16 protein-coding genes and 2 pseudogenes are annotated in these 14,098 nt (G+C 71.7%); 8 read left to right on the plus strand and 10 right to left on the minus strand.

The genetic code is table 11. From position 1 onward, the window contains the following. Window positions 1–17: 17 nt before the first annotated feature. Window positions 18–941 (minus strand): oxidoreductase, encoded by a 924-nt coding sequence (locus tag O7553_RS04115; protein WP_348650108.1) that lies wholly within the window; start codon window positions 939–941, stop codon window positions 18–20. 103 nt (window positions 942–1,044) lie between these two features. Between O7553_RS04115 and O7553_RS04120 the strand changes: the two genes are divergently transcribed. Beyond that, a complete protein-coding gene (locus tag O7553_RS04120) occupies window positions 1,045–1,869 on the plus strand; it encodes a helix-turn-helix transcriptional regulator (RefSeq protein WP_281553547.1) in 825 nt (274 codons plus the stop codon). Window positions 1,870–1,955: 86 nt separating this feature from the next. Here the strand turns inward: O7553_RS04120 and O7553_RS04125 are convergent, their stop codons facing one another. Further along, on the minus strand, window positions 1,956–2,591 hold the full coding sequence (locus O7553_RS04125) for an XRE family transcriptional regulator (RefSeq protein ID WP_281553548.1): 636 nt from the start codon (window positions 2,589–2,591) through the stop codon (window positions 1,956–1,958). Window positions 2,592–2,715: 124 nt separating this feature from the next. On the opposite strand from O7553_RS04125, the gene O7553_RS04130 reads away from it, so the two are divergent. The 3 genes from O7553_RS04130 (at window position 2,716) to O7553_RS04140 (ending at window position 4,936) form a co-directional block, all read left to right on the plus strand. Continuing rightward, window positions 2,716–3,015: a SelT/SelW/SelH family protein gene (locus O7553_RS04130; RefSeq protein ID WP_233605653.1), complete on the plus strand. Its 300-nt coding sequence runs from the start codon at window positions 2,716–2,718 to the stop codon at window positions 3,013–3,015. A gap of 103 nt (window positions 3,016–3,118) precedes the next feature. After that, the gene (locus O7553_RS04135; protein ID WP_281553549.1) at window positions 3,119–3,919 is read left to right on the plus strand and encodes an NPP1 family protein; all 801 of its coding nucleotides are present in this window, start codon (window positions 3,119–3,121) and stop codon (window positions 3,917–3,919) included. Between the two features lie 429 nt (window positions 3,920–4,348). Continuing rightward, window positions 4,349–4,936, plus strand: coding sequence for a hypothetical protein (locus tag O7553_RS04140; RefSeq protein WP_281555458.1), 588 nt, complete (start codon window positions 4,349–4,351; stop codon window positions 4,934–4,936). Between the two features lie 100 nt (window positions 4,937–5,036). Here the strand turns inward: O7553_RS04140 and O7553_RS04145 are convergent, their stop codons facing one another. The 4 genes and pseudogenes from O7553_RS04145 to O7553_RS04160 form a co-directional block, all read right to left on the minus strand. Beyond that, complete coding sequence (locus tag O7553_RS04145) at window positions 5,037–5,417, minus strand: SRPBCC family protein (RefSeq protein WP_281553550.1); 381 nt, start codon at window positions 5,415–5,417, stop codon at window positions 5,037–5,039. Between the two features lie 58 nt (window positions 5,418–5,475). Then, window positions 5,476–5,631: pseudogene (locus O7553_RS04150) on the minus strand (peptide chain release factor-like protein); the annotation flags it as partial. Window positions 5,632–5,634: 3 nt separating this feature from the next. Beyond that, window positions 5,635–6,149, minus strand: a pseudogene (locus tag O7553_RS04155) (RtcB family protein); the annotation flags it as partial. 222 nt (window positions 6,150–6,371) lie between these two features. Then, on the minus strand, window positions 6,372–7,199 hold the full coding sequence (locus O7553_RS04160; protein ID WP_281553551.1) for a DUF72 domain-containing protein: 828 nt from the start codon (window positions 7,197–7,199) through the stop codon (window positions 6,372–6,374). Between the two features lie 235 nt (window positions 7,200–7,434). On the opposite strand from O7553_RS04160, the gene O7553_RS04165 reads away from it, so the two are divergent. Together O7553_RS04165 and O7553_RS04170 are read left to right on the plus strand one after the other, a co-directional pair. Beyond that, window positions 7,435–8,088 carry an HNH endonuclease family protein gene (locus O7553_RS04165; protein WP_281553552.1) on the plus strand — a complete coding sequence of 218 codons (654 nt, stop codon included), beginning with the start codon at window positions 7,435–7,437 and terminating at the stop codon, window positions 8,086–8,088. 68 nt (window positions 8,089–8,156) lie between these two features. Next, window positions 8,157–8,795, plus strand: a complete 639-nt coding sequence (locus tag O7553_RS04170) for a hypothetical protein (protein WP_281553553.1) — start codon at window positions 8,157–8,159, stop codon at window positions 8,793–8,795. Window positions 8,796–8,896: 101 nt separating this feature from the next. Here the strand turns inward: O7553_RS04170 and rocD are convergent, their stop codons facing one another. The 3 genes from rocD to O7553_RS04185 form a co-directional block, all read right to left on the minus strand. Next, window positions 8,897–10,111, minus strand: a complete 1,215-nt coding sequence (gene rocD, locus O7553_RS04175; RefSeq protein ID WP_281555459.1) for an ornithine--oxo-acid transaminase — start codon at window positions 10,109–10,111, stop codon at window positions 8,897–8,899. Next, window positions 10,111–10,920, minus strand: a complete 810-nt coding sequence (gene ddaH / locus O7553_RS04180; RefSeq protein ID WP_281555460.1) for a dimethylargininase — start codon at window positions 10,918–10,920, stop codon at window positions 10,111–10,113. Before ddaH ends, rocD begins: the two co-directional genes overlap by 1 nt. A 314-nt stretch (window positions 10,921–11,234) precedes the next feature. Next, the gene (locus tag O7553_RS04185; RefSeq protein WP_281553554.1) at window positions 11,235–11,861 is read right to left on the minus strand and encodes a hypothetical protein; all 627 of its coding nucleotides are present in this window, start codon (window positions 11,859–11,861) and stop codon (window positions 11,235–11,237) included. A gap of 162 nt (window positions 11,862–12,023) precedes the next feature. On the opposite strand from O7553_RS04185, the gene O7553_RS04190 reads away from it, so the two are divergent. Next, complete coding sequence (locus tag O7553_RS04190; protein WP_281553555.1) at window positions 12,024–12,527, plus strand: MarR family transcriptional regulator; 504 nt, start codon at window positions 12,024–12,026, stop codon at window positions 12,525–12,527. A gap of 11 nt (window positions 12,528–12,538) precedes the next feature. After that, window positions 12,539–13,423, plus strand: a complete 885-nt coding sequence (locus O7553_RS04195) for a DNA-formamidopyrimidine glycosylase family protein (RefSeq protein ID WP_281553556.1) — start codon at window positions 12,539–12,541, stop codon at window positions 13,421–13,423. Window positions 13,424–13,433: 10 nt separating this feature from the next. Here the strand turns inward: O7553_RS04195 and O7553_RS04200 are convergent, their stop codons facing one another. Beyond that, on the minus strand, window positions 13,434–14,078 hold the full coding sequence (locus O7553_RS04200; RefSeq protein ID WP_281553557.1) for a DUF1707 domain-containing protein: 645 nt from the start codon (window positions 14,076–14,078) through the stop codon (window positions 13,434–13,436). Between the last annotated feature and the right edge of the window lie 20 nt (window positions 14,079–14,098).

The following is a 14,098-nucleotide window of genomic DNA, read 5'->3' on the forward strand; positions in this document are numbered from 1 at the left end:
CGGTGCGCCGGGCCGCGTCAGAGGTACGCGACGCCGGTGAGCCGGGCCGCCTCGGCCCACATTCGCCGGCCGTTGCCCAGGTCGCGGGCCTGGGGGCTGGCCCGCACCTCGGTGACCGGGCCACGGATCTCCTGGAACCCGCGCGGCCCGAGGAACTGCCCACCCCGTACGCCGGGAGCGGTCGCCGCGTACAGCTGGGGTCGGGCCCCGGCCTCGACCGGGCTGACGACCAGTGACATGAGTCGGCTGGCGGCGCGCATCAGCCGGCCCCGGTCGGCCATCGCGCGCGGGGTGAGGTTGGTGCGGGTCATGCCGGGGTGGGCGAGCACGCTGACCACCGGCGACCCGGTGGCTCGCAGCCGCCGGTCCAGCTCCAGGCCGAGGATGGTGCCGACCAGCTTCGACAACGCGTACGCCCGGTTTCCGTTGTAGGACCGCTCCAACGTCAGGTCATTCAGGTCGAGATTGCGCCATCTGTGGACGATCGACGACACGGTGACCACCCTGGGTTCCTTGCCGGCGGTCAGCCGGTCCAGCAGCAGCCCGGTCAGCGCGTACGGCCCGAGTGCGTTGGTGCCCATCTGCAGGTCGAACCCGTCCACGGTCAGCGGCGGTCGCGGGCCGGTCAGCACCAGCCCGGCGTTGTTGACCAGCAGGTCGAGGCCACCGGTGAGGTCGGCGGCGAAGGCCCGGATCGACGCGAGTGACGCCAGGTCCAGTCGGCGTACCTCGACGTCGGCACCCGGCACCTCGCGCCGGATCGTGGCGGCCGCTTCCTCGCCGACCGCCACGTTGCGTACCGCCAGCACCACGGCGGCCCCGTGCCGGGCCAGCTCCAGCGCGGTGACCCGCCCCACGCCGGAGTTCGCGCCGGTCACCACCGCGCGCCGACCGTGCTGGTCGGGGATCTGCTCTTCGGTCCAGTTCCGCATGTCCTGCATGACCGTCGACGCTAGGTAGCTGGACGCACCGTCGGAGAGACCTGGCCAACCTGGGACCACGGGACCTACCCTGCGGGGTGCGTCGACCGGCACACTCGACAGTGTGACGAGCACGGTCTACGCCCGCGAGCTGGCCGACTTCCTCCGAAACCGCCGCTCCCGGCTGCGGCCCGAGGAGATCGGGCTGGCACCCGGCCCGCGTCGGCGGGTCGCCGGCCTGCGCCGTGAGGAGCTGGCGCTGCTCGCCGGGGTGAGCACCGACTACTACCAGCGGCTGGAGCAGGGCCGCGACGTGCGCCCCTCCGACGACGTACTGACCGGCATCGCCCGCGCGCTCGCGCTCAACGCCGAGGAGACCCGCCACCTGCGCGCCCTGGCCCGCCGGGCACAGCAGCCACCGAAACCACGACGGCGTGCCCGCGAGACCGTTCCGGAGAGCACCTGCCGGCTGCTGCACAGCCTGCACACCCCGGCCGTGGTGGTCAGCCGGCACCTGGACCTGCTGGCCTGGAACGCCATGGCTGCCGCCCTCTACCCGGGTATCGGGCCGGCCAACGCGCTGATCGACATGTTCGACCATGCGCAGGCGCACGGCCGCTGTCCCGGCTGGGAGGAGACGGTGCTGGACTATCTGGGCTTCCTGCGGGCGGCGGTCGCCGCTGACCCGGAGCACCCACGCGCCCGGGAGATCGTCGGCACGCTCAGCATCCGCAGCGAGGAGTTCCGCCAGCTCTGGGCCCGCCACGAGGTGCGTGAGTCGGTCAGCGGCAGCAAGACGTTCCCGCATCCACTGGTCGGTGACCTGCGGCTGGACTGGGACGCCTTCACCCCGCCAGGACGCTCCGGCCCGATCCTGATCGTCTACACCGCCGCGCCGGGCAGCGCCGACGCTGAACGGCTGCAACTGCTCGGCGCGTACGCGAGCTAATGTCTTACTCGGTGACGGGTACCACCGGGTCGGGTCGGCGGCGGGCGAGCAGCAGCCGGCCGAGCGTTCCCAGGTGCGTACGCGGTTCAGGGCCTGCCACCCTCCCTGGCCCGTTCCCCAGTCCGCTCCCGATCCCGCGCTCGCTCCCGGGGGCGGGCCCGCAGGTGGGCGCGTTCGCCCTGCTGGCCGAAGAGGCTGAGGAACTCGACCGGCTCATCACCGACCGCGCCGAACCAGTGCGGCACCCTGGTGTCGAACTCCGCCGCCTCGCCGGGAGCCAGGATCAGATCGTGCTCACCGAGCAGGACACGCAGCCGCCCGTCGAGGACGTACAGCCATTCGTAGCCTTCGTGGGTCTTCAGCTCAGGCTCGCGGCGTGGGCTGCGTGTCGGGATGATCAGCTTGTACGCCTGGATACCGCCGGCCCGCTGGCTGAGCGGAAGAACGGTCATCCCGAAGCGGCTGACCGGCCGCAGGTGGATGCGTGGGTCGCCGGTCGGCGGCGCGTCGACCAGTTCGTCCAGGCTGACCCCGTGGGCGCGAGCGAGGGGTAGCAGCAGCTCCAGGGTGGGTCGGCGGGTGCCGGATTCCAGCCGGGACAGGGTGCTAACCGAGATGCCGGTGACTGCCGACAACTCGGCGAGGGTCGTCTCGCGCTGTTTGCGCAGCGCCCGCAGCCGGGGGCCGACCGAGTCGAGGGCATGGTCGAGGTCGTCGTCCATGCCACCCAGTTTGCCAGACCGGCAAGAGCATTTGCCGGTACGGTGGCCCGCCCGACGGCGCCCTGCCGGACATGCCCGGCACCGACCTTGTCGACCCGGTGCCCGGCGCAGGCATACTCGGTTGGTGACCACTACCAAACAGCCACGGTTGGAGATCGAGTACTGCACGCAGTGCCGCTGGATGCTGCGCGCCGCATGGACGGCTCAGGAGCTGCTCACCACATTCGCGCTGCGGCTCGGTGAGGTGGCGCTGGTGCCGGGCACCGGCGGAGTGTTCGAGGTCAGGCTGGACGGTGAGACGATCTGGTCGCGCGGGGAGAGCGGCTTCCCAGGAATCCCCGAGCTGAAAAGACTGGTACGGGACCGCATCGCGCCCGATCTCAGCCTCGGCCACACCGACCGGGCCCTGCCGCACGGGCTCTGATCCACCGCTCGGCTGTGCACCGTACGGCCATCGGTAGTCAACTCCTTGGATATCGACGTTGACCACAATACGCTGGTCACTTCGGTCAATCAGGGAGGTCGCCTTGCGTCGATCCGCCAGCCCGAACCGTACCGCGATCCACGGCCGAAACTGGATCGCAGCCGCAGCGCTGTCCACTGTGCTGGTGGTCGCTCCAGCCGCGGCCGCGCGGGCCGCGAACCTGCCCAACCTGCCCCAGTCCGCCGGCGGTTACGAGCTGACGTTCTCGCCGGCGTACGACTACGACGGCGACGGGTGCTATCCGGTAGCGGCGATCGCCCCCGACGGCACCCTCAACGGCGGCCTGAACACCACCGGGGCGGTCAACGGAAACTGCCGCGACCAGTCGGACCTCGACCGGACCCAGACGTACGCCAGGTCGAAGTGCAACAACGGCTGGTGCGCCATCGTGTACGCGAGTTACTTCGAGAAGGACCAGGTCCTGCAGGGCTGCTGCGGTCACCGGCACGACTGGGAGCACGTCGTCTCCTGGGTGAACCAGGCGTCGGACCGGGTCGACTACGTGTCCCGGACGGTGCACGGCGAAGTGCAGACCTATCCGCGGTCCTCGGTGCGGTTCGACGGCACACATCCGAAGATCGTGTACCACAAGGAAGGCGCCTTCGGCTCGCACAACTTCCGGCTGGCGAACAGCAACGACGACCCGCCGGAGAACCACTACGGTACCTGGCGGTACCCGCCGGTCGTCGACTGGAACGGCTGGCCCGGCACGGCGCTGCGGGACCGGTTGATGACGGCCGACTTCGGCTCCGCCAGCATCAAGATCACTGATCGGGACGACCGGTTCCGTAACCTTTTGAACAGGTCGAAACCGGCAGGTATCCCCTTCGACCCCTGGGCCTGAATCCGAGGCTGATGCCACAGGTGCATCAAGATGTACCTGTGGCATCAGCCTCGCCCAGGTCGACCAACCCTCAGCGGGGCTGTACGACGGCTCTCAGACCGGCGCGGAATGATCCGCCGGGCATCGTCGTTGTGCATGGTCGCGCCACGCACTCCGGCCCGCAGCCGCCAGGCCCCGGCCAGGCGGCCCGGCGGGTGGGCCCGGTCGGGAATCGTCGGCGGGTCGGCGTGGTTGTACATGGTCACGGCGCGCGGCAGCGCACCCGCGCCCCACCCCGGGGCGTGCCGGAGCCGCCGCGAGCCGACGTCGCACGTCTGAGATCCCGTACCACCCGGATGACCGTTTACCGCGCACCCGCCCGCCCGTGACGGGTGTGCCCCCTCGGCAAACGGAAGGTGGACCCCCATGACCACGATCATCACCCGCACCCTGCGTACCAGCCTGCGCACCACCGCCCTCGGCATCGCCGGGCTGACCCTGGCCGGCGGCGCGGTCGCCGCCCCCGCCCTGGCCGCCGACCACGCCCCCACCGCCCTGACCGCACCCGTGTCCGCCGCGAGCAGCGACAGCGTCGACACCGACAAGCTCACCCCGCACGGCGTGCAGGGCGAGCAGTCCCGGATCGACCTGTCCGGCGAGCAGACCGACAACGTCAAGGGCATCATCGCCGCCACGAAGAAGGCCGGCATGGACGAGCGGGCCGCCGTGGTCGCCATCGCCACCGCCCTGCAGGAGTCCAAGCTGGAGAACCTGGGCCACCTCGGTGACCGCAACGACCACGACTCGCAGGGCCTGTTCCAGCAGCGCCCGTCGTCGGGCTGGGGCACCGTCGAGCAGATCACCGACGTGGAGTACTCCACCACCGCGTTCCTCACCGGGCTCAAGGCCGTCGACGGCTGGCAGGACATGCCGCTGACCCAGGCCGCGCAGACCGTGCAGGTGTCGGCGTACCCGGACCACTACGCCCAGTGGGAGACCCAGGCCGCCGAACTCGTCGCCCAGCACTGGAACAGCTGACCGCATACTCCTCAAGCTCAGCGCGAAGGGCCGGACCCCGCACCCGGGGTCCGGCCCTCGCGCTGCGTCGGGTCCCGAGCCGTTGGAAAACCGACCGGGATCAGTCGGACAGTGACCGGCGGGCGGCGGCGACGACCTCGGGGTCGGCGCAACCGGCCGCGTAGCCGGCGATGCGGCGGCGGATGTCGCGGCCCAGCAGCCACACCCCGATCCGGTCGGCGACCGGGCGCAGCGGTGCCGGCCGGCAGCGGAAGCTGTACCGCCAGGTCGCCACCGTACGACCGGACCCGCATACCGGGGCGAACCGCCAGCCGCCGGCGAACATCTCGAAGAACCACGGACCACACACCATCTTCATGCCGACGTTGGTCGGCGGCGCGTACGAGACGTACTCGCTGATCATCGTCAGACCGTGCCGGGACCGGGTGAAGGCGAGATCTGGTGGTACGGGGACGGTGACCGCTGCTTCCACCACAGGCATCGGCCCATCATCCGCCACCGGCGGTCAGGTGCGGCGCGGGCGCTCGGCCCGAACGGGTGTTCTTCCGGCTATGTCCGGCCCGGTACGGGCTCGGTGCCTGCCAGCACAGGGGGCCAGTCCAAGAGGCGGCGAACTCCTCGGCTCCGCTGCCGTCGAGGCGGACCTGCGCCGACCGGTAGGTGTCCGGCCGGTCGCCGCCGACGGTCCGAATCCGGCGGGTGGCCAGGCGGTGGGCCACCAGGTCGGCGACGACCCGCTCGATGCGTTGTACGCCGTCGGCGCCTCCTCGAACAGCAGCTGACGATCACCGCACACCACCGAGTTGACCGGGGTACGGCGCAGCTCCGCCACGGTGTGCTTGACCCGGCCACGGCGCAGGGCGTCAGCGCGGGACATTCTGCGGCCGGCTCCGTGCGCCACCGAGTAGTTGGCGTCCGGGCCGGCGTGCGCGGCGACCAGGTAGGAGGCGGTGCCACGGGTGCCGGCGACCAGGACGTCCCGGCCGTCGCCGGGAGCCGCCCCTTTACGGTGCAGGTACCTGCCGTCACGGATCTCCCCCAGGTTGTGGCACCGGTCGACGATCGGTTCGGCCGGGCCGGCACCGTGCACGTCGGTGTGGGTACGCAGGATCCGTTCGCCGAGACCACGGGAACCGCTGTGCACGATCAGCACGAGGTCGCCGTCAGCCACACCGAGCCGGCCGGCGTGCATGACGTCGCCGTCGGCGACCTCTCAGGCCGGATCGCCGTCACCGACGCGTAGTGGGCGGTCCAGGTCAGGGAAGCGCGGGCCAGGTTCACGGCGACGGCCCGTCTCAGCGTGATCGGGAAGACCGCGATGCGCACCAACTGGCCTGGGTGCCGGAAATGCATACAGTAGACAAAACGCAACCAGTCCGTACCGGGCAACGCGATTTGCTCGAAGCTCGCTGCAGGGGGCCGGCGGTACGAGCGGTCAGAACAGGGTCAGCGGCTGTGCCGGGATCGGTTCGGGTAGCCGGTCGAGCTGCGGCAGCGTGGCCCGTACCTCGTCGTGGAAGCGGCGGGCCAGGGCCGGCGCGTCGGCGTTGTCCGGGGTGTGGATGAACACCGTCGGCGAGCAGCCCTGCCGCAGCCAGGCCACCGATGCCTCGACCCAGCGTCGCCAGCCGGCGACGGTCTGCTCGACGTCGTCGCGGCCGAGGTAGCGCACGATCGGCCGGTCGGTCAGTGCCCGGGTGCGCAGCGGGGCGCGGGGCTTCTTGACCCAGGCGTCGCGTTCGGCGTCGCTGGTCGGCCCGGCGGCGAAGAACGTCGTGGTGTCGAACGGCACCCACTCGGCGTCAACGTCGCTCAGCACCCCTTCGAGTAGCCGGGTCGCGGCCGGGTCGGTGAAGAACGCCGGGTGGCGGACTTCGACCGCGTACCGGTGGTCGCGGGGGAGCCGGCGCAGGAAGCGGGCCAGGACGGGCACGTCGTCAGGGCCGAACGACGCCGGCAGTTGGGCCCAGATCGCATGGGTACGCGGCCCGAGCGGGGCGATCGCGTCGAGGAAGGCGTGCAACGGTGCGTGGGCTTCGGTGAGCCGGTGGTCGTGGGTGACGGTCTTCGGCAGTTTGAGTACGAAGCGGAAGTCTGGGGCGGTCTGTGCTGCCCAGGTGGCCACGGTCTCCCGGGTCGGGGTGGCGTAGAAGGTGGTGTTGCCTTCGACGGCGGTGCACCAGGTGGCGTAGTGGCGCAGCCGCTCGGCCGGCGGCAGCGGGTGCGCGATCAGCCGTCCCTGCCAGGACCTGTGTGTCCACATCGCGCAGCCAACGTACAGCTGGGGCCTTGTCGGCGAGGGGGAGGCGGCGTCGATGCTCGGCACGGCCACAACGATAGGGCCATCCGGTTGGAGCGCTGGACTTAACGCCGTGTTCATCGACTCGTCTTGATCAATGTAATCGAGGAGCTTAGATTCCCGGTATCGACCTGCCCACCGTATCCCCAGGCCGGAGCGCCCGACCCGGCCGCGGCGGGCAGCGACACCAGGAGCCCACATGGCCCGCCCCACCGTCAACGTCCGCCGCACCGTCAGCGCCGTCGTCGCAGCCACGGTCGCCGCCGCCGTCGCCCTCACCGTGACCGCCGTCCCCGCACAGGCCACCCCGCCCAACATCCCGTCCTACAGCACGGCGCTCAGCCGGCTGAACTCGCTGACCGTGGCCGCCGAGTCGCACCAGTCGAGCTACAACCGGTCGCTGTTCCCGCACTGGATCACCATCACCGGCAGCTGCAACACCCGGGAGCAGGTGCTCAAGCGCGACGGCAGCAACGTCGTGGTCAACAGCAGCTGCGCCGCGACCTCCGGGTCCTGGTACAGCCCGTTCGACGGAGCCACCTGGACGCAGGCGTCGGACGTAGACATCGACCACATGGTGCCGCTCGCCGAGGCGTGGCGTTCCGGTGCCTGGGCCTGGTCCACCGCCCGGCGTCAGACGTACGCCAACGACCTCGGCGGGCCGGAGCTCTGGGCGGTCACCGACAACGTCAACCAGTCCAAGGGCGACAAGGACCCGGCCGACTGGCAGCCGCCACTCGCGGCGTTCCGCTGCACCTACGCCCGGGCCTGGATCCAGGTGAAGTGGTACTACGACCTGACAGTGGACAGCGCGGAGAAGTCCGCCCTGTCCGGCATGCTGGCCACCTGCTGACCCTGCGGCGTACTGGCCACCTTGCTGACCTGACCGCCCTGTCGGGCAGCCCGGCTAGCCTGCCTCGCATGAGTCTTGCGGTCACGGTCGGGATCACCACGGCACTGTCCGGCATCGACGACGAGGGGGCGGCGCACAACCGCGCCGCCCTCGACCAGTTGAGCGCCGCGCTGGCCGCCGAGGGCGTCGGCTGGCAGGAGCAGTATGCGGCGGCGGTCCCGTCGACCCGGCCGCACCTGCGCAGCCTGCCGACCAACTGGCTGCACCAGCTGCGCCGGGTGCTGGCCCTGGTGGACGTGGACCGGCCGGTCACCCCGGTCACCGACGTGAGCGGGCTCGCCGCCGACCGGGAGCTGGTCGACGACCAGGCGTCGATGCTGGAGTCGCACCTGCTGTGCCACTCCGACACCGCCGGCTACTACGTGCCGGCCGATCTCGGCGACCCGGTGTTCCTGCCGGGCGAGGCAGGGGTGGCCGGCGGCGGCATCGTCGGGTCGAGTTCGGCTCTGCTCGCCGAGCTACGGCGCTGTGCCCCGGCGCTCGGCGTCCGGCTGGACCCGGCCGGGAACCTGCCGGACACGGAGGCGGCCCGGCTGTTCGCGGTGCCCGACGGCACCGCCTTCTCCGCCGAGACACAGGCGTGGCTCACCCTGCACGAGGCGGGTCGGGCGAGCATCACCTGCGGCCGGGCCATCGTGTTCCACTGACCCTGACCCTGACCCCTGGCCGCGCCTGCTGACCGTGACCGTGCCCCTGGTCGACCGGCCTCCGGCCGGGCGGCGCATCGCCCCCCGGCCGGCCGGTGTGCTCAGCGCAGCACGTGGGAAAGCTGTTCGATGGCGAAGTCCACGTCGGAAGCATCGGCGACCAGCGGTGGGGCCAGCCGGATCGTCGCACCGTGGGTGTCCTTGGCCAGTACGCCCCGTTCGGCGAGCCGTTCGCAGGCCTGCCGACCGGTCGTCCGCCGTGGGTCCAGGTCCAGCCCGGCCCACAGCCCGCGACCTCGGACGGCGAGCAGCCGTCCCTCGTCGCGCAGCGCGTCGAGCCCGGCGTGCAGTCGGGTACCCAGCTCCGCCGAGCGCCGCTGGTACTCGCCGGTGGCCAGCAGCCGCACCACCTCGGTGGCGACCGCGCAGGCGAGAGCGTTGCCGCCGAACGTCGAGCCGTGCTCGCCGGGGCGCAGCACGCCGAGCACCGGCCGGTCGGCGACCACCGCCGATACCGGCACGATGCCGCCGCCGAGCGCCTTGCCGAGGATGTACATGTCCGGCACCACGCCCTCGTGGTCGCAGGCGAACGTCGCCCCGGTGCGGCCCAGGCCGGACTGGATCTCGTCGGCGAGCAGCAGCACGTCGGTGCGGGTGCACAGGTCCCGTACCCCGGTCAGGTAGCCGTCCGGCGGCACCACCACGCCCTGCTCGCCCTGGATCGGTTCCAGCAGCACCGCGACGCAGGTCTCGTCGATCGCGTCGGCCAGCGCGGCGAGGTCGCCGTACGGCACGATCCGGAACCCCGGGGTGTACGGCCCGAAGCCGTCGCGGGCCTCGGCGTCGGTGGAGAAGCTGACGATCGTCGTGGTCCGGCCGTGGAAGTTGCCGTCGGTCACGACGATGGTGGCCTGCCCGTCCGGTACGCCCTTGACCTGGTAGCCCCATTTGCGGGCGACCTTGATCGCGGTCTCCACCGCCTCGGCGCCGGTGTTCATCGGCAGCACCATGTCCTTGCCGCACAGCTCGGCCAGCTCCCGGCAGAAGTCGGCGAACCGGTCGTGGCTGAACGCCCGACTGGTCAGGGTGAGCCGGTCCAGCTGGGCGTGCGCGGCGGCGGTCAACGTCGGATGCCGGTGGCCGAAGTTCAGCGCCGAGTAGCCGGCCAGGCAGTCGAGGTAGCGCCGGCCGTCGACGTCGGTGACCCAGGCACCGGCGGCCTCGCTGATCACCACCGGCAGCGGGTGGTAGTTGTGCGCGGTCCAGCGTTCGGCGTCGCGTACCGCCCCCGGCGTCCGCAGCATCCCGTCGACGATCATCGGCTCGACCCCCTCAGCTCCAGGGTGCAGCATTTCGGGCCGCCGCCAGCCTTGCGCAGCTCGGACAGGTCGACCCCGATCGGGTGGTAGCCGCGTTCGCGCAGCGCCGCCGCCAGCCCGTCGGCCTGCACCGGCAGCACCACGTGCCGGCCGTCGCTGACCGCGTTGAGGCCGAACGCGGCGGCGTCGGCCAGGCTGGCAGTGACGGCGTCCGGGAACAGCCGGCGCAGCACCGCCTGACTGCCGGGCGAGAACGCCTCCGGCAGGTACGCGATGGTCCGCTCGTCGATCACGGCGAGTGCCGTGTCCAGGTGGTAGAAGCACGGGTCGACCAGTTGCAGGGTGACCACCGGGCGGCCGAACACCTCCTGGGCGTGGGCGTGCGCAGCGTGCGAGGTGCGGAATCCGGTGCCGGCCAGCAGGTAGTCGCCGACCACCAGGAGGTCGCCTTCGCCTTCGTTGACGTGTTTGGCCTCGTGCACCGGGAAGCCGGCCTGCTCCAGCCAGTCGCGGTAGGCGGGTGCCTCGTCGGCCCGCTGCGGCTCGCGGAACTGCACGGCCAGGGCCCGGCTGTCGATGACGGTGGCGCCGTTGGCGGCGAAGACCATGTCGGGCAGGCCGGGCAGCGGCTCGATCTCATCGACGGTGTGGCCCAGTTCCAGGTAGGTCCGGCGCAGCTGGTCCCACTGCGCGATCGCCAGCTCCCGGTCGACGGGGCGGGCCGGGTCCATCCACGGGTTGATCGCGTATTCCACGGCGAAGTACGTCGGCCGGCACATCAGGTACTGCCGGCGGGTGGCGTGCATCGTCATGCGGCTGGCTCCTGTGGGTCGAAGGCGCGCCCCGGCGGTGGCCGTGGGCTGGCGCTTGTTCTCCACGCTAAGGGCTAGCACCCGCAGGAACCATCGCCAGGAGTTGCTTCTAGCAGCGATTCGTTGCGTCATCGATGACTGCGGCATGCGCTTTGTTGCGTACGCACGCTTTCGGGGGGCGACCACGCTGTCGCCCCCCGAAGATGCGGTACCCGGTGAACCACCGGTTCGGTCGGCCCTCGTGCGGTGAACCACCGCTGCCGGGCCCTGCGGGGCGGTGAACCACCGTCCCGGGTCACGATTGCCCGTCAGAAGATTCCGGCAAACTGTGAATCAAGCCACTGCCGTACCTGCTGCACCATGTCGGTCTCGGTGGTCAGCCAGCTCAGCGCGCCGGTCAGCGCAAGGCTGCCGACGATCATCGTCCCGAGGGCGAGGACGATGCCCGTCAGCGCCTCGGTCCGGCCGGCGATGTGCCGGCGGGCCGTCGCCGAGATCCCGCCGAGGCCGGTGGCGAGGGCGATCACCCCGATCGCGATCCCGTACGGTGCCAGCGGCCCGGACAGCACGAACAACGCGCCGGCGACCCCGGTGATCAAACTGACCGTGGCCAGCAGGCTGGCCCGGGGCCGTGGGCCGGCCGGTGCCGGCGGGGGAGCCGGCCGGGGGTCGCCGCCCTCCCGGGTGGGTGGCTCGGGGCGCGGTCCGGGCGGCGACGGCCGGGTTGCCGGATCGGTGAACCCGGCCCGCGTGTTGTCGGCCCGCGTCGCGTCGGCCCGTGCGGTGTCGTGCCGCTGCGTCTCGGCGCGGTCGGCGGCCCGCTCGGCGTCGTCGGCCGTGCCGGTCGCGGTCGCGGTGGAACCGCCGGTCGGTGGTGGGTCGTCCGCCGGCCTCGTCGGCTCCGTGCGCCGGGACAGCGAGGGAATCCTGACCATGACAGACCTCCTTATCGGTACGCCGGACCGCACCGCGGCTGGGCGGGTCTCCGACGGTTGCCGGCTTGCAGTACCCGGATGTCCGGTCCGCCACACCAGTCACGGTCAAGCAGGTGGCGATACCCTCGGGCGGTCAGGTTCCGATCATGGGCGGGTGTAGCGGTGACGGTGAGGCCAGCAGGACCGGAAGCGGATCATGGAACGCGCGGTCCCGACGATCCGCCGGAGCTCACGGACTACTTCCGTCAGCTGCTGTGGCAACGGCACATCGTCGGTCTCTGCCGGGCCGGGGCGGCGGCGACCCGCATCGGTGAGGCCGCCGCCGCGCGGACCGGCCGTAACCTCACCCAGTTCCTGGTGCTGGGCATGCTCGACGCCACCGGTCCCCGTTCCCAGCAGGAGCTCAGCGACGGGTTACGGACCGACCGGACCACGATGGTCGGCACGGTCGACGCGTTGGAACGCGCCGGTCTGGTCACCCGGCAGCGCAATCCGACCAACCGGCGGGCGTACATCGTCACCATCAGCCCGGCCGGTCGGGCGGCCCTCGCGACGATCTCGGCCGACGCGGCGACCCTCGAGGCCCGGTTCTTCGAGCGGCTCACCGCCGACGAGCGGGACCAGTTGGTCGGCCTGATCGGCAAGCTACTGATCGGTGCCGACTAGGCTCTGCTGTCATGCCCGAGGGCCACACCATCCACCGGCTGGCCGCCCACCACCACGCCGTACTCGGCGGAGCGCAGGTCGTCGCGACCAGCCCGCAGGGTCGGTTCACCGCCGGCGCCGCCCAACTCACCGGCGCCACCCTCGCCGCCACCGAGGCGTACGGCAAGCATCTGCTGCACCACTACCGGGGCGGTCCGGGAGGCGGCATCCTGCACGTGCATCTGGGCCTCTACGGCACCGTCGCCGACGGGCCGGGACAGCCGCCCGCACCGGTCGGGCAGATCCGGCTGCGGCTGGTCGGCGGGCCGGCAGTGGCAGCCGACGGACCGTCCGCCGACGGACCGTCCGCGACAGCCGGCGTAACCGACCGCCGACACTGGCTGGACCTGCGCGGACCGGCCGCCTGCGAACTGCTCACCGAGGCCGAGGCCGACGCCCTGCGGGACCGGCTCGGCGCCGACCCGCTGCGCGACGACGCCGACCCGGACACCGCCGGCGGACGGATCCGGCGCAGCGTCAGGCCGCTCGGCGCGTTGCTGCTCGACCAGACGATCGTCGCCGGGGTCGGCCTGGTCTACGCCACCGAGGTGCTGTTCCGGGCCGGGATCGCGCCGACCACGCCTGGCCGGCGGCTGACCGCCGACCAGTGGCAGCGGATCTGGGCCGACCTGGTCACCCTGATGCGGATCGGGGTGCGTCGGGGCCGGATCGACACCGTCCGCGACGAGCACCTGCCGGAGGCGATGGGCCGGGCGCCGCGCAACGACCGGCACGGTGGGGAGGTGTACGTCTACCGGCGTGCCGGCCAACCCTGCCTGTGCTGCGGCACCACCGTGGCCGCCGGAGCGCTGGCCGCCCGCAACACCTACTGGTGTCCGACCTGCCAACCGGGCTGACCAGCCGTCGTCACCACCATTTGCGCTTCGGTGGACGCACCACGACCGAGCCGAAGATCACGTTGCAGACCACCTGGATGACCGGGGCACCGGGCCGGGGCGGTGCGGTCAGCTTCGACTTCTTGTCGCCGAACACCGCCGTGCCGGTCATCCGGACGTCGACCCCCTCCGGCACGTACACCGTGACCGAGCCGAAGATGGCGGTCGCCTCGATCGTGGTCACCTGATGCTGGATCTGGGCGTCCTGCAACTCGATCTTGCAGTCGCCGAAGACCGCCCGTGCCTCCACCCGGTCCGGCACCAGCCAGTGTCCCTTGCGCACCTCGTCGCCGAAGATCGCCACCATCCGCTCCACCGGGGCGGGCAGCGTCGCGCCGCTGCCCGGCACCGCCGGATACGCCGGACCGCGCGCCGCCAGCGCACCCGGCCCGGCGGCGACCGGCAGCCCACCAGACGGCTCGATGGGCAGGTCGGCGGTGAGCCGGGCCAGCTCACCCCGGGTCTTGGCCTGATGCGCCTCAGTGGCCCGGTCGGCGTACTCGTCGAGGGTCAGGCGGCCTTCCGCGGTCGCCTGGCCGAGCAACTCCACCACCTGCTCCCGCTCGGTGTCCGAGACGCGCAGGTGATCGTCGCTGGAATGGGTCGCCGGGTCCACCCACCAAGCCTAACGGCCAC

The sequence above is a fragment of the Solwaraspora sp. WMMA2059 genome (assembly GCF_027497315.1).
Classification (GTDB): Bacteria; Actinomycetota; Actinomycetes; order Mycobacteriales; family Micromonosporaceae; genus Micromonospora_E.